The sequence below is a fragment of the Microbacterium sp. Leaf161 genome (assembly GCF_001423645.1).
In the GTDB taxonomy this organism is placed as follows: Bacteria; Actinomycetota; Actinomycetes; order Actinomycetales; family Microbacteriaceae; genus Microbacterium; species Microbacterium forte.
This window is the reverse complement of record NZ_LMOW01000001.1, coordinates 1,332,949-1,353,070: the sequence shown is the minus strand read 5'-3', so window position 1 is coordinate 1,353,070 and position 20,122 is coordinate 1,332,949. Positions and strand designations below refer to the sequence as shown.

General features: G+C 68.3%; 17 protein-coding genes and 1 pseudogene. 7 read left to right on the top strand and 11 right to left on the bottom strand.

The window, feature by feature from the left end; all coding sequences use genetic code 11:
* Nucleotides 1-78: 78 nt before the first annotated feature.
* The 9 genes and pseudogenes from ASF87_RS06665 to ASF87_RS06625 form a co-directional block, all read right to left on the bottom strand.
* Nucleotides 79-582, bottom strand: a pseudogene (locus ASF87_RS06665) (Na(+)/H(+) antiporter subunit C); the annotation flags it as partial.
* The gene (locus ASF87_RS06660) at nt 582-3,524 is read right to left on the bottom strand and encodes a Na+/H+ antiporter subunit A (protein WP_056375100.1); all 2,943 of its coding nucleotides are present in this window, start codon (nt 3,522-3,524) and stop codon (nt 582-584) included. The pseudogene ASF87_RS06665 and the gene ASF87_RS06660, both read right to left, overlap by 1 nt.
* 182 nt (nt 3,525-3,706) lie before the next feature.
* A complete protein-coding gene (locus tag ASF87_RS06655; protein WP_056375098.1) occupies nt 3,707-4,423 on the bottom strand; it encodes a GntR family transcriptional regulator in 717 nt (238 codons plus the stop codon).
* 5 nt (nt 4,424-4,428) lie between these two features.
* Nucleotides 4,429-5,454 (bottom strand): aldo/keto reductase, encoded by a 1,026-nt coding sequence (locus ASF87_RS06650; RefSeq protein WP_056375096.1) that lies wholly within the window; start codon nt 5,452-5,454, stop codon nt 4,429-4,431.
* On the bottom strand, nt 5,451-6,599 hold the full coding sequence (locus ASF87_RS06645) for a mandelate racemase/muconate lactonizing enzyme family protein (RefSeq protein WP_082041117.1): 1,149 nt from the start codon (nt 6,597-6,599) through the stop codon (nt 5,451-5,453). The genes ASF87_RS06650 and ASF87_RS06645 overlap by 4 nt, the downstream gene beginning before the upstream one ends.
* Entirely contained in the window at nt 6,599-7,450 is an 852-nt protein-coding gene (locus ASF87_RS06640; protein WP_235558889.1) for a carbohydrate ABC transporter permease, read from the bottom strand. Before ASF87_RS06640 ends, ASF87_RS06645 begins: the two co-directional genes overlap by 1 nt.
* A 4-nt stretch (nt 7,451-7,454) precedes the next feature.
* Entirely contained in the window at nt 7,455-8,417 is a 963-nt protein-coding gene (locus tag ASF87_RS06635; RefSeq protein WP_079113854.1) for a carbohydrate ABC transporter permease, read from the bottom strand.
* 13 nt (nt 8,418-8,430) lie between these two features.
* The gene (locus ASF87_RS06630) at nt 8,431-9,687 is read right to left on the bottom strand and encodes an ABC transporter substrate-binding protein (RefSeq protein ID WP_235558888.1); all 1,257 of its coding nucleotides are present in this window, start codon (nt 9,685-9,687) and stop codon (nt 8,431-8,433) included.
* Nucleotides 9,688-9,756: 69 nt separating this feature from the next.
* On the bottom strand, nt 9,757-11,100 hold the full coding sequence (locus tag ASF87_RS06625; RefSeq protein ID WP_056375088.1) for an alpha-L-fucosidase: 1,344 nt from the start codon (nt 11,098-11,100) through the stop codon (nt 9,757-9,759).
* Nucleotides 11,101-11,185: 85 nt separating this feature from the next.
* Here ASF87_RS06625 and ASF87_RS06620 point away from each other — a divergent pair, with 85 nt between their 5' ends.
* From ASF87_RS06620 to ASF87_RS06610, 3 genes are all read left to right on the top strand, one after another.
* Nucleotides 11,186-12,514, top strand: coding sequence for an alpha-L-fucosidase (locus tag ASF87_RS06620; protein WP_056375086.1), 1,329 nt, complete (start codon nt 11,186-11,188; stop codon nt 12,512-12,514).
* A gap of 11 nt (nt 12,515-12,525) precedes the next feature.
* The gene (locus ASF87_RS06615; protein WP_056375084.1) at nt 12,526-12,852 is read left to right on the top strand and encodes an L-rhamnose mutarotase; all 327 of its coding nucleotides are present in this window, start codon (nt 12,526-12,528) and stop codon (nt 12,850-12,852) included.
* A 78-nt stretch (nt 12,853-12,930) separates the two neighbouring features.
* Nucleotides 12,931-14,430, top strand: coding sequence for a hypothetical protein (locus ASF87_RS06610; protein WP_056375083.1), 1,500 nt, complete (start codon nt 12,931-12,933; stop codon nt 14,428-14,430).
* Nucleotides 14,431-14,442: 12 nt separating this feature from the next.
* Here ASF87_RS06610 and ASF87_RS06605 read toward each other — a convergent pair whose 3' ends face one another.
* Nucleotides 14,443-15,504: a LacI family DNA-binding transcriptional regulator gene (locus ASF87_RS06605; protein ID WP_056375080.1), complete on the bottom strand. Its 1,062-nt coding sequence runs from the start codon at nt 15,502-15,504 to the stop codon at nt 14,443-14,445.
* Nucleotides 15,505-15,563: 59 nt separating this feature from the next.
* On the opposite strand from ASF87_RS06605, the gene ASF87_RS06600 reads away from it, so the two are divergent.
* The 3 genes from ASF87_RS06600 to ASF87_RS06590 all read left to right on the top strand — a co-directional run bounded on the left by ASF87_RS06600 (nt 15,564) and on the right by ASF87_RS06590 (nt 18,257).
* Complete coding sequence (locus ASF87_RS06600) at nt 15,564-16,823, top strand: MFS transporter (RefSeq protein WP_056375078.1); 1,260 nt, start codon at nt 15,564-15,566, stop codon at nt 16,821-16,823.
* Between the two features lie 9 nt (nt 16,824-16,832).
* Nucleotides 16,833-17,528 (top strand): endonuclease NucS, encoded by a 696-nt coding sequence (gene nucS / locus ASF87_RS06595; protein ID WP_042540943.1) that lies wholly within the window; start codon nt 16,833-16,835, stop codon nt 17,526-17,528.
* Between the two features lie 63 nt (nt 17,529-17,591).
* Nucleotides 17,592-18,257: an HAD hydrolase-like protein gene (locus ASF87_RS06590; RefSeq protein WP_056375075.1), complete on the top strand. Its 666-nt coding sequence runs from the start codon at nt 17,592-17,594 to the stop codon at nt 18,255-18,257.
* 218 nt (nt 18,258-18,475) lie between these two features.
* Here ASF87_RS06590 and ASF87_RS06585 read toward each other — a convergent pair whose 3' ends face one another.
* A complete protein-coding gene (locus tag ASF87_RS06585; RefSeq protein ID WP_042540947.1) occupies nt 18,476-18,682 on the bottom strand; it encodes a cold-shock protein in 207 nt (68 codons plus the stop codon).
* 543 nt (nt 18,683-19,225) lie between these two features.
* On the opposite strand from ASF87_RS06585, the gene ASF87_RS06580 reads away from it, so the two are divergent.
* Nucleotides 19,226-20,044 carry a shikimate 5-dehydrogenase gene (locus ASF87_RS06580; protein ID WP_200933700.1) on the top strand — a complete coding sequence of 273 codons (819 nt, stop codon included), beginning with the start codon at nt 19,226-19,228 and terminating at the stop codon, nt 20,042-20,044.
* Nucleotides 20,045-20,122 lie beyond the last annotated feature (78 nt).

The following is a 20,122-nucleotide window of genomic DNA, read 5'->3' as shown; positions in this document are numbered from 1 at the left end:
GTCGAGGACGGATGCACCCGCACCGGCATCGACGTCCGCCTCCGCCTCCCCATGTGCATCCGTGGGCGCCGTGCGGGCTCCCGTCGGTCTGTCGGTCGGGGCGTCGTCGTGGATCGAGGGGTGGTCGCGCATATGGAGCACCGTGATCGGCGACGTCTGCACGCCGACGAAGTCGGTGGTCGCCTCGTCGTCGGCGGCGTCGGCCTCGTCGTCCATGAGGTCTTCGTCGGCGTCGGTGCGCTCGCGGAGAGCGATGTCGGCCTCGTCGTCTTCGACGGTGTCGGCCTGACCCAGCTGCCACGAGCGGTAGATGAGCGCGAGCAGGAAGGCCGAGACGGCGAAGGTGATGACGATGGCCGTGAGGGTGAGCGCCTGGGGCAGCGGATCGCTCAGCTCTCCTTCGGTGCCGAAGAAGGGAGCGTTGCCCGGCACGCCCATCACGATGAGCAGCAGCAGGTTCGTGGCGTTGCCGAGCAGCAGGAAGCCGATCAGCACGCGGGTGAGACTGCGCTCGAGCATCGCGTAGACACCGCAGGCGAACAGCACGGCCATGATCACGATCAGGGTCAACGAGACATCCATCAGATGCTCACCCCCCGCTCGCGGAACTCCTGCGCCTGGCGGTCGACCTCGGCACCGAGACTGCGCAGCACGTCGAGCACGAGTCCGATCACGACGAGGTACACGCCGACGTCGAAGATCGTCGAGGTGACGAACTCCATGTGGCCGATGCCGGGGATCTCCCATTCCCAGAAGTTGCTGGTGAGCGGGGCGAGGCCGAAGAACAGCGGTACGACGGCAGTGCCGACCGCGAGGATCAGACCGGCGCCGAGCAGTCGACCGGCATCCGTGGGCGCGGCCGCGCCGAGCTCCCAGCGTCCGCCGGCGACGTAGCGCATGACGAGTGCCATGCCCGCGACGAGTCCGCCCGCGAAGCCGCCGCCCGGAAGGTTGTGGCCGGAGAAGAGCAGGAAGATCGACACGACGATGATCGTGTGGAAGAGGATGCGGACGATCACCTCGAGCAGGATCGACCGGTTCTCCGGGTTCATCTTCGGTCCGCCGACGAGCCAGGCGCGGGGGCTGCTCTCGTTCTCGTCGGTCTGGAAGCGCACGCCCTCGGTCGTCTCGACCAGGGGACGGCTGAGAGTTCGACGGCGCCGCGCCTTGGGAAGCGTCTTGGTCGCCGACAGCATGTCGGCGCGGTGAGTGACGAACACGAGCGACGCCACGCCCGTGGCGGCCAGCACGAGCACCGAGAGCTCGCCCATCGTGTCCCAGCCGCGAAGGTCGACCAGCGCGACGTTGACGACGTTCTTGCCGTGACCGATCTCGTACGCGAGCTTCGGGAAGGCCGCCGAGATCGGGTCCGCGATACGCGACTGGGTCGCCACGACCGCGACGAGGGCCATGGTGAGTCCGACTCCGACACCCAGCAGCGCCCGCGGAATGCGACCGACGGAGGCGTTGTGCTCGCCCATTCGCGCAGGCAGGCGACGCAGCACGAGCGCGAAGGTGACCATCGTCACGGTCTCGACGAGGATCTGCGTCAGCGCCAGGTCGGGGGCGCCGCTGGTCGCGAACAGCACGACCATGCCGAGACCCGTGATCGAGACGAGCACGACCCCGGTGTACCTCTTCTGCGCCCGCACGGCCATGACGCCGGCGGCGGCCATCATCGGCGCGACAACCAGCTGCGCGGGGGTGTGCCAGGCCGAGAGCTGGAAGCGGTCGATGTCACTGGCGACGAGAGCCGTGATCTCGGCGGCGACGAAGACCACGAAGATCGTGCCGACGTAGACCGGAAGCGAGCCTCTTTGGGTGAGGGTCGTGCTCAGCACCGAGAGCCGGTCGACGCCGCGCATGACCAGGTAGTAGACGTCTGCCGCGGTGAAGCGGATCAGCCGCGCCTTGCGATCCCACCCCGTGCGCAGGGTCAGGAGGAACACCGCGGCGCCGAGCAGGATCGACAGGATCGAGATGCCGAGAGCGGGCTCGAGACCGTGCCAGAGGGCGAGGTGCCCTGGTCCCTCGGCGGCGACGCCCTCGGCGTCGAGGCCGGGCGTGGCCGTGAGGGCGTATCCCTGGAGCGCGACGTCGAGAGCAGGGGCTCCGATGCCGGTGGCCAGCGTGAAGCCGGCGAGGATGATCGGCGCCGAGAGGAATCCGACGGGCGGGTCCGGCCACGCGGTGTCGGGAAGACGATCGCCTGCTGCGTCGCGCTTGGTCCAGAACGCGCCCCAGAGGAAGCGGATGCCATATGCCGCAGTGAGAATGGATCCGACGCTGACGCCGATGATGGCGACGAGTCCCCATGGCGATCCATGCAGTGCGTCGTCGAGGAGGGCTGTGAGGGTGGACTCCTTCGCGACGAATCCGAGGGTCGGCGCGATGCCGGCCATCGAGGCGATGGAGATGAATGCGGCAGTCGCCATGACCGGCGCCTGCCGGCCCACACCGCTCAGCTCGGTGATGTCACGCGTCGACAGCTGGCGGTCGATCACACCGACGATCAGGAACAGCGCCGACTTGAACAGCGCGTGCGCGATCACGAGTGCAAGACCCGCCAGTGCGCTCGCCTGCGTGCCGTAGCCGATCACGATCGAGAAGAACCCGAGCTGGCTGACTGTGCCGAAGGCGAGGATGCGCTTGAGGTCGGTCTCTCGCAGCGCCTGGATGCCGCCGAGCAGCATCGTCACGATCCCCAGCGAGATGATGATCGGCCGCCAGGGTCCGGTGAACGCGAAGATCGGAGCGAAGCGCGCGATCAGGTAGATGCCCGCCTTCACCATCGCCGCAGCGTGCAGGTAGGCGCTCACGGGGGTGGGCGCGGCCATCGCGCCGGGGAGCCAGAAGTGGAACGGGAAGATCGCGGACTTGCTGATGGCACCGACCAGCAGCATCACCACGGCGGCATCGACGATCGCCCCGGTGGGAGCGATCTCGAGGATCTCGCGGATGCTCGAGGTGCCGGCATCGACGACCAGCAGCACGACTCCGACGAACATCACGAGCCCGCCGAGGGTGGTGACCAGGAGCGCCTGGAGAGCGGCTCGTCGGCTGGCCGCACGCCGACGGTAGTGGCCGATGAGGAGGTACGAGAGGATGCTCGTCACCTCCCAGAACATGACGAGCATGACCAGGTCGTCGGTCAGGACGAGGCCGTACATCGCACCCGCGAATCCGAGCAGGACACCGGCGAACTGGCCGATCCCCGCGGAGTCGTCGTGGAAGTACCAGCGGCAGTACAGCAGCACGAGCGCGCCGACACCCGTGACGATGAGGGTCAGCACCCAGCCGAGCACATCCATGTTCATCGACAGGTTCAACCCGAGCTGCGGAATCCACGCGACCGAGACGAAGGGCGTCGGGCCGTCGAGCACCTGGGGGGTGAGCACCAGAGCGTGGATGAATGCCGCGGCGGGAATGAGAGCCGCGATGGCGAATGCCTGGGATCCCAGCCAGCGCACCAGAACGGGCATCAGGATCGACCCGAGAAGGAACACGGCGAGGAGCGTCAGCATATACGCGGCTCCTCAAAGCTCGTCGGCCGGGGGTGCGGCACAGGCGGGCGGGCGGGTGTCGATATCGAGTTTACCTTGATTTTTCGCTGTTCCGGGTCGATCATGTCGGCGTCGGACCGCGCAAATGGCCGGTTTTGCCCGGGATTTCGGGCACTTTGCGCGATGTCGATCGCGAAATCAGATCATTCGGATGCGTTCTCGGCCCGTCGAGCGATCGCGGGGCCGAGCCTGTCGTACGACTTCGCGATGTGGGTGCGCATCGCCTCTGCTGCGGCCTCGGGATCGCGTCGGCGAAGCGCCGCCAGGATGCTCTCGTGCTCGCTGAGGGTGTCGTCTTCGAAGTGGTGACGGAAGTTCAGGCGGTAGAGGTGCATGTGCGACCGCAGCCGCACGATGGCCTCCGAGAGCAGTGGGCTCTGCGCCTGCTCGGCGATCAGGTGATGGAAGTGCAGGTCCTCGTCGATGAACCGGCGGTAGTTGCGGAAGCTCTCCTCCGCGTCGGGCGCCGACGCTGCACGCATCTGAACGACGGACTCCGCGAGCTCGCTCTCGATGGCGGCGTCGAGATGGGTCGATGCGCGACGCGCGGCCTCGGGCTCGAGCAGTTCGCGCATGTCGTACAGGTCACGGAGCCCCGCAGCGTCGAGCAGAGGAGCCGCGACGTAGCCCTTGAGTGCGCGCTTCGCGACGAGACCCTCGGCCTCGAGGCGCGTGAGCGCCTCGCGCACCGGGGTGGGCGACACGTCGAGATCGCGAGCGACCGCGTCGATGTTCACGCGGGCGCCGGGCTCGATCACGCGGTCCATGAGAAGGCCGAGCACGGCGTCGTATACATCGTCGACGAGGGCGCGCCGCGCCGGGAGCGGCCGCGGTCCGCGTGCTTCGTCGTCGCCGAACATGAGTCTCATCGTACGGGGTGCCTTTCTCGGCTGATCAGCCCGTGTTCTCGAAGCTCGTCCCACACCTCGGCGGCGACCGGGCGCGCGACGAGGCGGCTGTTCCTCGAGACCTGCTCGGCGCTCGCGCCGCCCATCACCACCGCCGCCACCGCAGGGTGGGTCAGCGGGTACTGTGCGGCGAGCTCGGGGAGCGAGCTGCCGTGCCGCCGCGCGATGCGCGCGATCGATCGGGCTCGTTCGATGACCGCGAGCTCGGCGGGCCCGTAGTCGAAGAGCGCGTCCTGCGCGGGCGCATCCGTCGCGAGGATGCCCGAGTTGAAGACCGCCGCGGCGAGCACCGTCACGTCGTGCTCGTGTGCGAGCGGAAGCAGGTCATCGGCGGCCGACTGGTCGAGGAGGGTCCAGCGCCCGGCGACCATCATCACGTCGGCGTCGGTCTCTCGCACGAACCGCGCGAGCATCGCACTCTGGTTCATCCCCGCCCCGAACGAGGTGATGACCCCCTGATCGCGCAGCTCGCTGAGCGCGGGGAACGCACCCTCGAGGGCTTCGCGCTCGTGCGCGTCGGGGTCGTGCACCAGTGCGATGTCGATGCGATCGAGACCGAGCCGTTCGAGTGACTGCTCGATCGAGCGCAGCACGCCGTCTCGCGAGTAGTCCTGCACGCGGCGATGGTCGGCGGGTACGTCGAACAGGTTGTCGATGTCGGTGCGACCGGCGGCATCCTGCGGCACGAGCAGGCGCCCGACCTTGGTCGAGACGATGTACTCGTCGCGCGGCAGCTGCCGCAGGCTGTCGCCGAGTCGTCGTTCGGCGAGACCGAGCCCGTAGTGCGGAGCCACGTCGAAATACCGGATGCCTCCTGCCCACGCCGCAGGCACGATGCCCGGCCACTCGTCGTCGCCCAGCGCCTGATAGAGGTTGCCGAGCGCCGCGGCGCCGTACCCGACGGGTGGAGCGGCGAGCCCGCCGCGTCCGATCGCGACCGACTGCGCGACGGGCTGCGCGACTCCGGAGACGACACTGCTCATGCGACGACCAGCCGCCCGAGCGCGTCGTCGTTCCAGGAGATCCCGAGCCCTGCCTCGTTCGGCGCCCAGGCCCGCCCGTTCTCGATGCGCAGCTCGCCCCTCGTCACGGCACGCAGCTGCGGGATGTGCTCGAGATACAGCGCATTGGGGATCGCGCACACGAGCGAGACGTGCAGCTCCATGAGGAAGTGCGGCGCCACGGGGGCGTTGAACGACTCGGCGAGGTGCGCGATCTTCAGCCACGGCGTGATGCCGCCCACCCGCGCCACGTCGGCCTGGACGATCGATGCACCACCGCGCTGCAGATGCTCGCGGAAGTGCCCGAGCGAGTACATGCTCTCGCCGACCGCGATGGGCACCGATGTCGAGCGCGCGAGCTGCCGGTGCCCCTCGATGTCCTCGGCCGGCAGGGGCTCCTCGAACCAGAAGACGTCGACCTCTTCGAAGAGACGGGCGCGCCTGATCGCCTCCGCCACCGAGAACGACTGGTTCGCATCGACCATGATGTCCATGCCGGGTCCGACCGCGTCCCGCACGGCCCGCAGTCGCTCCAGGTCCTGGTGGCCCCGCGGCATCCCCACCTTGATCTTGACCCCGCCCATGCCTCGTTCCTTCGCATCGACGGCGTGCGCCACGAGCTCATCGGTGCCGAAGTGCATCCATCCGCCCTCGGTGTCGTACACCGGGACGGAGGGCGAGGCGCCGCCGGCGGCGACCCACAGCGGCAGCCCGGATCGCCGCGTCTTCGCATCCCACACGGCGGTGTCGACCGCGGCGAGCGCGAGCGCGGTGATCGGCCCCACGGTGGTCGCGCGGGTGATGCCGAACAGGGCCAGCCATACGGCCTCCGGACGCTCTGCTTCGAGGCCGATCAGCGCCGGCAGCAGTGTCTCGCGCAGCAGGCTGAGCACGGCACCGCCGCCTGTGCCGATCGTGTAGCTGTAGCCGATGCCCTCGGTGCCGTCGGCGGTGCGCAGTCGCACGAGGATCGTCTCCTGCTTCACGAACGTCTGCAGCGCATCCGTCCGCTCCGTCTCGACCGGAAGGTCGCACAGCTGCGCCTCGACGTGCACGATGCGGCTTCCTGCCGTCGCATCCGCCCTGACCTCGAGCAGTCTCGCGGCGGTGTCTTGTGTCGTGTGCATCAGCGTCCTCCGAGTCCGCCCAGGGTGACCCCCTTGATGAGCTGCCGCTGCAGCAGCAGCACCAGGATCAGCGAGGGGATGACGGCCAGCGTCGACGCCGCCATGAGCAGAGCCCACTGCGTGCCGAACTGACCGGTGAACATGCCGAGCCCGAGGGGCACGGTGGCCATGTCCTGTGTGTTGATGATGATCAGCGGCCACAGGTACGAGTTCCAGTAGCCGATGAACGAGAAGACCGCGAGCACGCTCAGCGGCGCGACCAGCTGCGGCAGCAGCACCGACCAGAGAGTGCGCAGGCGCGACGCACCGTCGATCAGGGCCGCTTCCTCGTACTCCATCGGGATGGTGAGGAAGAACTGCCGCATGAGGAAGGTGCCGAACGCCGTGAAGGCGAACGGGATGATGAGCGCCGCGAAGCTGTCGTTCCATCCCCAGCTGTTGATCATGATGAACAGGGGCACGACCAGCACCTCCTGAGGCAGCACGAGCGTGAGCACGAACAGCAGGAACAGCTTGTCGCGGTACTTGAAGCGCAGGCGCGAGAACGCGTAGGCCGAGAGCACGGCGACGATCACCGACAGCAGGGCGCCGAGGATCGCGACGATCAGGCCGTTGAGGATGAAGCGGCCGAACGGCACGACCGTCCAGGCCTCGACGAAGTTCGCCCAGCGGATCTCCGATCCGAAGATCTGAGGGGTCGCGGTGAACACCTCGTTCTCGGGCTTGAGCGCCGTGAGGAACATCCAGATGAAGGGGAACGCGAAGATCAGCGCCACCACGGCGATGGCTGCGGTGTTCAGCCATTCCTTGAGGGAGTCCCGGCGCTGACGTGCGCGGCGGGGAAGGCTCACGACGTCACTCATAGTTCACCCACCTGCGCTGGCCGACGAACTGCAGGGCGGTGATGAGCATCACGACGAGGAAGAGGATCCACGCGAGGGCGGATGCGTAGCCGAGCCGATCGAAGACGAATCCGTTGCGATACAGGTAGAGCACGAACGTGTTGGTGCTCTCGCCCGGCCCGCCCTGCGTGAGGAACAGCGGCTGCACGAACACCTGGAACGCGCCGATCATCGTCATGGTCGAGCAGAAGAACAGCGACGGCGACAGCAGCGGCAGGATGATGAACCGCAGCCGCTGCCAGGCCGAGGTGCCGTCGATGCGGGAGGCCTCGAGCAGCTCCTTCGGGATCGCGCTGAGGCCGGCCGACAGGACGATCACGTTGTAGCCGAACGACTGCCACACCGACATCGCGATCACCGAGGGGAGCGCCCACGCCGAGTCGGACAGCCAGTTGGGGCCGTCGATGCCGACGGTCGCGAGCATCGAGTTGACGAGTCCGTCCTGCGAGAGGAGCAGCCGCCACACGAGCGCGTTCGCCACCATCGGGGTGATCACGGGAAGGAAGAAGATGACCCGCCACGCACCCGCGGCCTTCATGCGAGTGTTCAGCCACAGCGAGATGGTGAGGGCGACGAAGAGGTTCAGCGCCGTGTAGACGACCGCGAAGATGAGCGTGTTGCCGAGCACGGTGTAGAACGTCGGGTCGCGGAACAGCTTGACGTAGTTCTCGAACCCGATGAAGTCGGGGCTGCCGAACAGCTTCCAGTCGAACAGGCTGATGAAGGCCGATCCGAACAGCGGAGTGAGGATGAACAGGACGAACCCGATCAACCCCGGGGCGAGGAAGGCCACGGCGACCCAGCCGTCGCCGCGCCGATGTCGCAGACGTGGAGCCCGCGGGGCGGGGGCACCGATCGGCACCCCCGCCACGCCGGGCATCGCCGAGGAGGCCGTCGCCTCACTCCGGTCGCTCATGATCGCCATCCGCTCAGCCCGCGACCGAGTTCTGGATCGTCTCCATGATCTCCGCAGCCGTCAGCTCACCCCGGTAGCCCTGCACTCCGTACTGGGTCATCAGGGTCTCGACCTGGTTCCAGGTCGAGGTGGTGCGCTGCGGCGTCGCGTCTGCGAGGAGTGCCTCGACGACGTCGGCGGCACCCTCGGTCTTGCCCTCGGCCCAGGCCGGAAGCGCCTCGATGCGAGAGGGGACGATGCCACGGGCCTCGGCCTGCTTCTCCTGCACCGACACCGAGGTCAGCGCCTCGATCGCGGCGAAGGCCTCATCGGGGCGGTCGCAGTTCGCAGCGATGCCGAATCCCGAGCCTGCGGTCATCGCGGCTGCCGTCCCGCTCGTCGACGGGACGATCGTGACGCCCAGGGTGAAGTCGGCGGCGTCCGCGAAGCTGCCGTACATCCAGGGGCCTTCGATGAGCATCGGCACCTCGCCCGAGGTGAACGCCTGCTGCGACACTTCGGAGCCGTCGGCGGCTTCGGGAGCCTTCGCGACCTGCTCGACCGAGACGAGGTCGAAGAAGCTCTGGATCTGGTCGACGAAATCGGAGTTCGTGAGGTCGAGCTCGCCGTCTTCGGTGACGGCGGGCACGCCGTCGGCGAGCGACCAGGCGTTGGGGATGAAGATGCCCGGCGCGAGCGCGAGACCCTTCTTCTCTCCATCGGTGAGCGCCTTGGCGTCCGAGATGAACTGGTCGCGCGTGTACTCGGTGCCGGGCAGCTCGAGCCCTGCCGCCTGGAACGCCTCGACGTTGTAGAAGAGCACGATCGGCTCGGCGTCATAGGGGATCGCGCGGATCGTCCCGTCGACCGTCATACCGCTGAGCATCGAGGCGTCGATGCTGTCGATGTCGAAACCGCTCTTCTCGATCAGATCGTCGAGAGGCATGAGCAGGTCGCCCAGCTCCTGTGCGCGCGCGGCCTGGGTCGTGAGCAGGCAGGGCGGGTTCGATCCGCTGAGGCGGGTCTTCACCTTGGTCCAGTAGTCCGAGAAGCTCGGGCCCTCGACGGAGATGTCGAGGTCGGGATCCTCGACCTGCGCGCCTTCGATGAAGTCGGCCCACTGCGCCTGGTCGCCCTCGCTGGCGGCCCAGGTGTAGAGCACGAGCGGACCGCCGGATCCGCCGGTGCCTCCGGCGGATGCCCCGGCACAACCGGCGAGGGCGACCACGGTGAGGCCCGCGGCCCCGGTCAGGACGAGACGCTTCGCGCGTCGGGATGAGAGTGCATTCATTCTGTCTGCCTCCTTCATTGGATGCTGATTCGATGCGATGGGTGAGGGGGTGTCGCTCGGGTGGTGCGGTTACTCGGAGAAGTCGATGGCGATGACGTCGATCAGCGCGCCGCTGGGTGCGGGTGCCACGATTCGCAGCTCGCCCAGGTCGTCGCCCGCGATGGACGCCTCGTGCACCTCGAAGCTGGCGTCATGCTGCAGCTCGAGATCGTCGGCGAGGCGATGCACTCGGGTGATCGAACGCACCGGCAGCCCTCGCACGATGATCTCCTCGACCGGCAGCGCGGTCAGGTGCAGGTAGAGACGGCCGGCACGGGCGGTGGTCGGGCCGTGGAAGTCGATGCCCACGGTGGGCTCGACGCCGATCACGGCCTCGGCGTGCGACTGCATCCACTCGGCGAACTCCTGCAGACGCTCCTGCTCGACCGCGGGCAGCGTGCCGTCGGGGCCGGGGCCGACGTTCAGCAGCAGGTTGCCTCCGCGGGCGACGACGTCGATCAGGGTGACGAGCAGCGACCGCGCGGACTTCTCGTTGTCGGGCCCGCTGCGCCATGCCCAGTGATCGCCGATCGTGAGGCACAGCTCCCATGGACCGGTCGGCGGGGTGAGCGGAAATCCCTGCTCCGGCGTGCGGTAGTCGCCCTGACCGGGAAGGCGGTCGTTGATGACGACGTGCGGCTGCAGTTCCTTGATCAGACGACGCAGGCCGGGAGAGGTCCACTCCACCGCCGAGCGCTCCCAGTCTCCGTCGAACCACAGCAGGTCGATCTGTCCGTAGTTCGTGAGCAGCTCGGTGAGCTGCGCGCGGACGTACTCGAGATAGCGCGACCACTCCTCCGGCGACGAGCGACGATGGCGATCGGTGGCATCCGGGGTGTCGGCGAACTCGGCCAGCCCCGCGGCGGGCCAGTGCTCGAGCTTGTACGGCAGGTCCTCGTCGCGGAACGCCGGGTAGTCCGGGTGGTTCCAGTCGGGAAGGCTGTAGTAGATGCCGACCTTCAGCCCCTCGGCCCGCACGGCGTCGACGAACTCGCGTGTGATGTCGCGGCCGAAGGGGCCGTGCTCGACGCCGAAGTCGGACTGCTCGGTGAAGAACATGTTGTAGCCGGCGTGGTGGCGTGCGGTGAAGACGACATAGGTCGCTCCCGCGTCGCGCACTCGGCGGGCGAGATCGGCGGCATCCCACTCCGTCGGGTCGAATGTCGGCGCCGTCGCCTGATACTGGGCGACTGTCACCGCATCTTCGACGGCGTCCTCGCCGGGGATGATCGAGCGGCCGACGAGCGGCCAGGAGATCTCGATCCCCTGCTGCGAGGCCTGATCCCAATGCACGAAGATGCCGAAACCCGCGCCGCTGAACCACTCACCGCCGGGGATGCGGTCGGTGGGGCGGCGGAATCCTGCGTCAGTCATCGAAGCTCTCCCTGAGTTCAAGATTTCCTATAGGATACGTGATAGACGAAACGGTTCACAAGGGTGTGATGAAAGGTGTTTTCCGATGGCGATGTTCGAGACCGACCCCGTTCGCCCCGAGGCCTACCGAGAGTTCGAACGGCCCCTGCCCGAGTGGTTCCGTGGTGCGGCGCTCGGGATATTCGTGCACTGGGGCCCCTACTCCGTGCCCGCGTGGGCCGAGCCGACAGGCGAACTCGGGGCAGTGCCGCGAGAGCAGTGGTACGCCCACAATCCCTACGCCGAGTGGTACGCGAACACGATCCGCATCGAAGGCTCCCCCGCACACGCGCATCAGCAGGAGGTGCACGGCGGAGCCCCCTACGACGACTTCCTCGACCAGTGGAAGGCCGAGGCGTTCGACGCCGACGAGGTGCTCGCGGTCGTCGCGGCGACGGGAGCCGGCTACTTCATCCCGACCACCAAGCACCACGACGGAGTCACCCTGTGGGACGCACCGGGCACCGACGGACGCAACACCGTCGCACGCGGGCCTCAGCAGGACCTGATCGGGGCCTTCGCCGAGGCCACCCGCGCCGCGGGACTCCGCTTCGGCGTCTACTACTCGGGCGGGCTCGACTGGCACTTCTCCGACCTTCCGCCGATCGAGCACGACGGCGACCCCGCCCCCGATGACCTCGCCTACGCCGAGTATGCGCACGACCACGTCATCGACCTGATCGACCGATACCGACCTGACATCCTGTGGGGCGACATCCGCTGGCCGGATGCCGGCATCGCACCGGGACCCAAGAGTCTCGCGCACGCATTCGAGACCTTCTACGCGCGAGTGCCCGAGGGCGTCGTGAACGACCGCTGGGGTGAATCGCACTGGGACTTCCGCACCAGCGAGTATGTGCACGGCACGGCGGTCGAGGTGGGAGAGGCGTGGGAGAACACCCGGGGCATCGGTCTCTCCTTCGGGCACAACCGCAACGAGACGAGCGAGCACCTGCTGTCGGCAGATGAGGCCGTGCGCCTGCTCGTCGACGTCGTCTCGAGAGGCGGCAATCTGCTGCTGAACATCGGGCTCGAGGCATCCGGGCGCATCCCCGAGCTCCAGCGGCAGACCCTCGAGGGCCTCGGCGAGTGGAACAGCCGTCACGGTCACGTGGTGTTCGGCGCGCGACCGGAGGAGCGACTGCGGGCGTCCGACGAACCCTGGCTGCGCTGGACGCGCACCGACGACGCGGTGCATGCGGTCATCGATCAGAACGGGAGTGTTCGCCTGCCCGATCCCGATGGCCTCCTCGACGAGCAGACGGCCCGTATCGGTGACACCGGGGTTTCCGCGGAGCGCGTCGACGGTGCCATCCTGGTCGATGTGGCGGATGCCGCGACCCCCGTCGTGATCTCGTTCCGCCCTCTGGCTTGAAAGGCACACCCATGCGCATCGCCCTGCACTCCGAGATCCGCGACGGCGCGATCGACGACTACCGCACGAACCACGCGCGCATCCCCGATGCCCTCGCTGAGACCTTCTCGCGGATCGGCATCCACGACTGGACCATCTGGCGATCCGGCCACCGCCTCTTCCACCTGGTCGAGTGCGACGACTGGGACGCTGCGGTCGCCGCGCTCGAGGATGACCCGGCCGATCACGCCTGGCAGGCCGACATCGGGCGTTTCGTCGAGCTCTTCCGCGATGCGGATGGCGCCGAGGGAACCGCTCCTCTCGAAGAGGTCTGGGATCTGAGGTCGCAGATCGGCTGATCGGCTGATCGGCTGACCGCGTGACCGGCGGACCGGCGAAGACCGGAGTCTTCTCGGCGGTCGTGGCAGAGTAGCCCCGTGACGCGGGCGTGGGTGCGGGAGCTGGCTGGTTGGCTGGGCGCTGCCGCTGTGTCGCTCGTCACCGCCGGTGAGGTCGCGTCGTCGGCCCGAGCAGATCTGCTCTTCCGCGACGGCGACTCGATGGTCGTCGCGATGCTCGCCCGCTCGCTGCTCTCCGGCGAACCGCTCGACTGGGCGATGTCGAGCGTGCTGTTCCTGCCCGAGTCCGCAGCGTTCACCGCCCTCGACGCAGCGGTGCCCGTCGATGCGAGCGGTCTCTTCGCGATCAGCGCGGTCGTCAACCTGCTCGCCCTCTACGGCGCCATCCGTCTGACAGCCGGCCGCGCCCGTGCCGGCATGGCCCCCGTTGCCTGGTCCGTGCTCGCACTCGCGGTGTTCGGGGTGCTCGCGATGACCGACGTCTCGGCGTCGCGCGAGGCGCTCGACCTCGCGTCGCTGCAGCTGACGACCACCTATTACTCCGCGACCGTCGTCGCCGCCGTCCTGACGATCGGCATCGTGCGGCGCATGATCGACAGCCGCGCGCTCATGGCGTGGCCGTCGATCGGACTCGGCGTCGTCGCCCTCGTGTCGACCCTCTCGAACCCGCTCTACGCGGTGTGGGCGACGATTCCGCTCGTGACGTTGCTGGCGATCGCGTCGGTCTCCACAGGGCTGCGCTCGCGTGCGCCGGTCATCATCGCCGTGCTGCTCGCGGGCACCACGCTCGGATTCCTGTCACGTATTCCGCTCGCGGCATGGATCACGAAGACCGGCGTCGATTACATACAGCCCGGGCAGTGGCACGAATCGATCGACTATTACGGCCGGCTCGTCGGCGAACGGATGCAGAGCCCACTCGGCGTGATCGGGCTGCTGATCGCTGCCGCACTCATCGTCGCAGCCGTCGTGCGCACCGTGCGGGCGGGCGACCCCGGCTCACGGCTGGTCGCGGCGATGGCGTGGGTCGCGCCGGTCATGGTCGTGGTCGGTGCCGTCATGCTGGGAACCCACGCGGCACGCTATCTGCAGCCGTTCGCCTTCGCACCGGTGCTCGCACTCGTCGCTGCTCCGCACCCCCTGCGGGTCGGCGACCGTGTGCGGCGACCCGTGGCGGCGATGGTCGGAGTCCTGCTGCTCGTCGCCGGGGGGCTCAGCATCCCTCGACTCGCGGATGCCGCAACCCGGCCCGATGCCGATCTCGCCTGCGTCACCGACTGGGTCGACGCCTCCGGTCGCACCGGTGCCGGGCCGTTCTGGACAGTGCGCCTGCCCAAGCTGCACCTGGCCGATCCCTCACAACTCGTGCAGGTCGATCATCAGCTCAACGCGTATGCCTGGCTGGTCGACCGCACGGACTTCGCAGTCGGCGAGGTGTCGTTCCTCGTCGAGGATTCGCAGACGGTGCCGTGGGACCCGCCGCAAGCGGTTCTCCCCGAGAGGGTCGTCGACTGCGGTCGGTACTCGATCCTCGATCTGGGCACCGAGACGCTGCCGTTGGGTCCGCAGCGCTCCTGACAGGGAGCGCGCTCAGCGGGCGGGCGCCGCCGTGGTCGTGCCCTCGCGGAACCGGCAGGTGAGGTGCAGGGTGAGGCCCGGCTCTCCCTGCAGCATCCGTGCGACCTGCTCACCCGCGGCACGCCCCTTCTCGACCGCTGGCTGCACGCTGGTCGTGAGCACGAGGTCGCCGAGCCCGTCGGCGGCGATGCCGTCGAAGCCGGCGACCGACAGGTCTTCGGGCACCCGCAGCCCCAGCTCCTCCGCCGCACGGATGACGCCCACCGCGATGAGGTCGCTCTGGGCGAGGATCGCCGTCGGCCTGGTCTCGGCATCCGCCAGCAGCGTCCGCCCCGCAAGGAGGCCCTCGTCGATGAAGCTGCCTCCCGCCGAGATCGCCGGTGCATCCGGGAAGATCTCGCGCATGCCGGCGAGGCGATCGATCGTCACATCCACCGTCGCCGCATCGATGCGCTCCTGAGTGACGGGGCCGCGCTCGCGGCCCGTGTCGAGCGGCAGTGTGACGAGCGCCACGTCGCGGTGGCCGAGATCGCGCAGGTGCCGGGCGACGTCCGCGGCAGCGGCGGCGTTGTCGAGGGTGATCCTCGGGATGCCCTCTCCGGCGTCGCCCTCGATCACGACCACGGGCAGCCCACGGCTGCGGACGATGTCGAGCGATGCCTTGGCGCGCCCCGAGCATCCGATGAGCACGACCGCGTCGACCGGCGCGCTCGAGAGCGATGATCCGTCATCGCCTGGCTCGTCGCGCATCAGCAGGATGCCGGCGCTCAGGTCGGCCATCCCGTCGGTGAGGCCGTCCATCATGGCGGTCGTCACCGGGTCGAGGAAGGCGGCGCGCAGATGCCCCTCGAGCACCACGGCCACGATGCCGCTGCGTCCCCGGCGCAGCGAGGCGGCGCGCGGATCGGGCCCGGCGTAGCCGAGTTCGGCCGCTGCGGCGAGCACCCGCTCGCGCGTTGCCGGTGCGACGTTGGTCTTGCCGCTGAAGACGACGGAGGCGGTCGACGTCGCGACTCCCGCCGCGCGGGCGACATCGGCGATCGTCGCTCGGCGCGGGGTCTCATGACTCGTCATACTCCGAGGATAGCTCCCCCGGTTCCCGTCCATCGAATCGATTCGATATGCTGTGAACCATGGACACGGCTCTCTCTCGATCGCAGTACGTGCGCTGGCGCACGGCGATCTTCGCGATCTTCCTCGCCAGCGGTCTGTCGATCGCCACCTGGGCATCGCGTGTCCCTGACATCAAGCTCGCGCTCGAGGTCGACAAGGCACAGGTCGGCATGCTGCTGCTCGGCGCGGGAATCGCGTCGATCATCGGAATCTCGACCAGCCCCGCGATCATGGCGCGCACCGGCGCGCGCCTGGGCATGATGGTGTCGATCTTCACGTTCGCCTTCGGCGTCGCCCTGATCGGCATCGGTGCCAACGTGCTGGGTTCGTACCCGGTGGTGCTGATCGGTCTCGTGCTGTTCGGCCTGGGCAACGGCTGCGTCGACGTCATGATGAACGTCGAGGCCACGGCGATCGAACAGCACTCGGGCAAGACGATCCTTCCGCTCTTCCACGCCTTCTTCAGCTTCGGCACCGTGATCGGCGCCGGCCTCGGCGCCCTGGCCGCCCAGCTGCAGATCAACGTCTTCACGCACACGCTCGTCGTCGCGGTGGCGATCGCCACCATCGGCGTCATCAGCATCGCCAGCGTCCCGCGCCGCGCCGAAGCGCTCGACCCGACGACCGACGACGGCGAGAAGGTGCACTGGCGCGAGCGCATGCATGTCGCCCTGTCGGCCTGGCGCGAGCCGCGTACCTACGCGATCGGCGTGGTGATGCTCGGCATGTCGTTCGCCGAGGGCGGCGCCAACGACTGGCTGGCTCTCGGTGTCGCGGAGGACCACGGCGGCGGAACCGCACTGGGCGCCGCGGCCCTCGCGACGTTCTCGGTCGCGATGACCGTCGTCCGCGTGTTCGGCGGCCCGCTCGTCGACCGGTTCGGACGCGTCGCGGTGCTGCGCATCCTCTCGGTCGCCGCGGCATCCGGCATCCTGCTGTTCATCCTGGCGCCCAGCCTCCCGCTGGTCTTCGTGGGTGCGGCCCTGTGGGGCGTCGGCGCATCGCTCGGTTTCCCGCTCGGAATGTCGGCCGCAGCAGATGACCCCGCCAAGGCCGCCGCGCGGGTGAGCGCCGCGGCGACGATCGGCTACATCTCCTTCCTCGGCGGCCCTCCGGTGCTCGGCTTCATCAGCGAGCACATCGGCCTGCTCAACACGCTCTACATCCTGGTCGGGCTGGTCGTGCTGTCCGGCCTCTTCTCGGGTGCCGCCCGTCCCCTGCGCACAGACGAGATGTCGAGTCAGCCCGCCGCCGCAGAAGGAGTGCGCCCGACGAAGTAGGCTCGACGGGTGCGTCTCGTCATCGCCCGCTGCTCCGTGGACTACACGGGCCGGCTCAATGCCCACCTTCCGCTTGCCACGCGTCTGCTCGTGCACAAGGGAGATGGGAGTCTGCTCGTGCACTCCGACGGCGGCAGCTACAAGCCGCTGAACTGGATGAGCCCGCCCTGCTCGCTCGCCTCCGAGGAGCCGGGCGAGGAGGAGTCGATCGCCGGCGTCACCGAGGTCTGGCGTGTCACGCACAAGAAGACCGGCGACGCGCTTCGCGTGCAGATCTACGAGATCCTGCACGACACGAACCACGACCTGGGCGTCGACCCCGGGCTGCAGAAGGACGGCGTCGAAGCCGACCTGCAGCGCCTCCTCGCCGAGCAGGTCGACCGCATCTCGGACGGTGCGACGCTGGTGCGCCGCGAATACCCGACGGCCATCGGCCCCGTCGATCTCCTCGTGCGGGATGCCGACGGCGCGGCCATCGCCGTCGAGATCAAGCGCCGCGGCGACATCGACGGCGTCGAGCAGCTCACCCGCTACCTCGAGCTGCTGGGCCGCGATCCGCACCTCGCCCCCGTGCAGGGCGTCTTCGCCGCGCAGGAGATCAAGCCGCAGGCGCGTGTGCTGGCCGAGGACCGCGGCATCCGCTGCCTCGTGCTCGACTACGACGACATGAAGGGCATCGAGTCCGGCATCCCCCGCCTCTTCTGAGGCGAGCTGCACAGATGTTCATGGCGTTCGGTCGCTTCGCGCACTGCCCATAGGCTGGAAGACATGGCTTCTTCCCCCTACTCGTGCGTGCTCTGGGACGTCGACGGCACCATCGCCGACGCGTCGGTCGGCATCCTCCGCCGCCTGAACGTCGCCCTCACGCACTTCGGTCACCCCGCTCCCACGCGCGAGCAGCTCGTGCACTGGATCGGGCCGCCGATGTTCCAGTCGTTCCAGGCGCAGGCGGGCATGACCCCCGAGCAGTCGGCCGAGGCCGTGAGCTTCTACCGCACGCTCGGCAAGGCCGACGGCTACACGACCGATGTCAGAACGTACCCCGGCGTGCCCGAGATCATCCGCGACCTGCACGACGCCGGCATCCCGCAGGCGACCGCGAGCTCGAAGCCCGAGATCCAGGTCGACGCGATCATCGACTTCTTCGAACTCCGCCCGTACTTCGTCACGACCGTGGGCGCGACACCCGACGAATCGACCCTCGCGTCGAAGACCGACATCGTCGCCGAGGCGCTGCGCCGACTGGCCGACCGAGGCGCCGACGTCTCGCGTCCGGTGCTGATCGGCGACCGTCACCACGACGTCGAGGGCGGCAACGCGAACGGCGTCCCGGTGATCTTCGTCGAATGGGGCTTCAGCGACACGCATGAAGGCGACGAGGCGGCCTTCCGCGCCGCATCGCCCGACGAGTTGCGCGCGCTTCTGCTGAACTGACCGGCGCGCCCGCTCCCTCCGGAGGAGAACTCTCCCCGGGGAGGAGCCTCAGCCCGCAGATCTCCTCCTGAGAGGCAGATCTCCTCCCGAGAGCGTGTCCGGACACGTCCGTCGAGCGAGCGTGAGCCCGCGAGATCGGCCCGCAAAGCACAGAACTCCCCGCCGGAGGGTCGCAACGGGTGCGGGCCTCCGGTCGGGGAGTTCTATGACGTCCGCTCTCAGAGCGGACGGATGTTCTCAGCCTGCAGGCCCTTGGGGCCCTGCGCCACGTCGAACTCGACCCGCTGGTTCTCTTCAAGAGAGCGGTAGCCGGATGACTCGATGGCGGAGTAGTGCGCGAAAACGTCAGCGCCGCCGTCGTCGGGGGAGATGAAGCCGAAGCCCTTCTCCGAGTTGAACCACTTAACCGTGCCCTGGGTGCTCATGTACTGCCTGTTCTGCTGGAAAGAAGCCGACGCAGGATGCCCCGACGTGCTCCACGCTAGTGGAGCACGCGCTGAGCGGAAGTCCCGAGGTCAGCCCGTAACCCAAATGTTGCATGAGCGGTCATCCGCGGTCACACGAGGGGGCACACGAACGCGCCCAGAAAATGGTGTGGCCCTCACCGCGGGGGGAGCGATGAGGGCCGAAGACGACCGGAGGGTGCGTCAGATCCCAGCCTAACCCCTCCGGCACGCGTTTGTCCCCCATTTGGGGGACAAATCCGAAAACTTGTGAGAAGAAGACAAACGATAGCGGCCCTCTCGAGCAATCCGTTGGGGACAGAACTACTCGAGAGGGCCCAATCGCATGCACGAATCGCCTTTGCCTCTGGGGAAGGCAGCTCGTCTCTGGGGAAGACGAAGACGATCAATCCCCTGTGCATGCAGCTTCACCCTAGGGGAGGCGATCGGATCCCGCCAAGGGGGGTTGACGATCGCGGTCATCAGTGGGTCGGATGCAGCAGAGTCCCCGAGTAGCCTGGTGCGGTGACCATGCTGAACAAGGACATGACCCTGTGCATCTCGCTGTCTGCACGCCCGAGCAACAACGGCACGCGATTCCACAACTTCCTCTACGAAGAGCTCGGCCTCAACTGGATCTACAAGGCGTTCGCGCCGACCGACCTCGGCCAGGCGATCGCCGGCATGCGGGGTCTCGGCATCCGCGGCTGCGCGATCTCTATGCCTTACAAAGAGGAGGTCATCGCGCTCGTCGACCGTATGGATCCCTCTGCGACTGCCATCGACTCGGTGAACACGATCGTGAACGACGACGGGGTGCTCACGGCCTACAACACCGACTACAGCGCGATCGCCCAGCTGATCGAGCGCAACTCGCTCGACTCCGCGGCATCCGTGCTGCTGCGCGGCTCGGGCGGAATGGCGAAGGCCACGGCCGCCGCCTTCCGTGACGCAGGCTTCGCTCGTGTGACGATCGCCGCCCGCAACGAAGCGCGCGGTCGGGGGCTCGCCGACCTCTACGGGTTCGCCTGGACGGCCGATGCGGATGCCGCGACCGCCGACATCATCGTGAACATCACGCCGATCGGCATGGCGGGTGGGGCGGACGAGCATGCACTGTCGTTCACCGAGGAGCAGATCGCTGCGGCATCCGTCGTGTTCGACGTCGTCGCCCTGCCTGCCGAGACGCCGTTGATCGCGGCGGGGCGCGAGGCCGGAAAGACCGTCATCACCGGCGCCGAGGTGGCGACGCTGCAGGCGCTCGAGCAGTTCGTGCTCTACACGGGCATTCGCCCGACCGCCGAGCAGGTCGCGGCGGCCGAGGAGTTCATGCGGGCGCAGTGACCGCCGCGCCCGCATGACCCGGCGGTGGCGTCAGCCGTTGAACTCGGCGGGGTGCGGCCGGAGGCGAGGGTCGGTGCT

Bases quoted from the DNA above. Each gene is read 5' to 3' on its own strand.
- ASF87_RS06660 (WP_056375100.1), bottom strand. From the start codon at position 3,524: ATGCTGACGCTCCTCGCCGTGTTCCTTCTCGGGTCGATCCTGATGCCC.
- ASF87_RS06655 (WP_056375098.1), bottom strand. From the start codon at position 4,423: ATGTTCGGCGACGACGAAGCACGCGGACCGCGGCCGCTCCCGGCGCGG.
- ASF87_RS06650 (WP_056375096.1), bottom strand. From the start codon at position 5,454: ATGAGCAGTGTCGTCTCCGGAGTCGCGCAGCCCGTCGCGCAGTCGGTC.
- ASF87_RS06645 (WP_082041117.1), bottom strand. From the start codon at position 6,599: ATGCACACGACACAAGACACCGCCGCGAGACTGCTCGAGGTCAGGGCG.
- ASF87_RS06635 (WP_079113854.1), bottom strand. From the start codon at position 8,417: ATGAGCGACCGGAGTGAGGCGACGGCCTCCTCGGCGATGCCCGGCGTG.
- ASF87_RS06630 (WP_235558888.1), bottom strand. From the start codon at position 9,687: ATGAATGCACTCTCATCCCGACGCGCGAAGCGTCTCGTCCTGACCGGG.
- ASF87_RS06625 (WP_056375088.1), bottom strand. From the start codon at position 11,100: ATGACTGACGCAGGATTCCGCCGCCCCACCGACCGCATCCCCGGCGGT.
- ASF87_RS06620 (WP_056375086.1), top strand. From the start codon at position 11,186: ATGGCGATGTTCGAGACCGACCCCGTTCGCCCCGAGGCCTACCGAGAG.
- ASF87_RS06615 (WP_056375084.1), top strand. From the start codon at position 12,526: ATGCGCATCGCCCTGCACTCCGAGATCCGCGACGGCGCGATCGACGAC.
- ASF87_RS06605 (WP_056375080.1), bottom strand. From the start codon at position 15,504: ATGACGAGTCATGAGACCCCGCGCCGAGCGACGATCGCCGATGTCGCC.
- ASF87_RS06600 (WP_056375078.1), top strand. From the start codon at position 15,564: ATGGACACGGCTCTCTCTCGATCGCAGTACGTGCGCTGGCGCACGGCG.
- ASF87_RS06590 (WP_056375075.1), top strand. From the start codon at position 17,592: ATGGCTTCTTCCCCCTACTCGTGCGTGCTCTGGGACGTCGACGGCACC.
- ASF87_RS06585 (WP_042540947.1), bottom strand. From the start codon at position 18,682: ATGAGCACCCAGGGCACGGTTAAGTGGTTCAACTCGGAGAAGGGCTTC.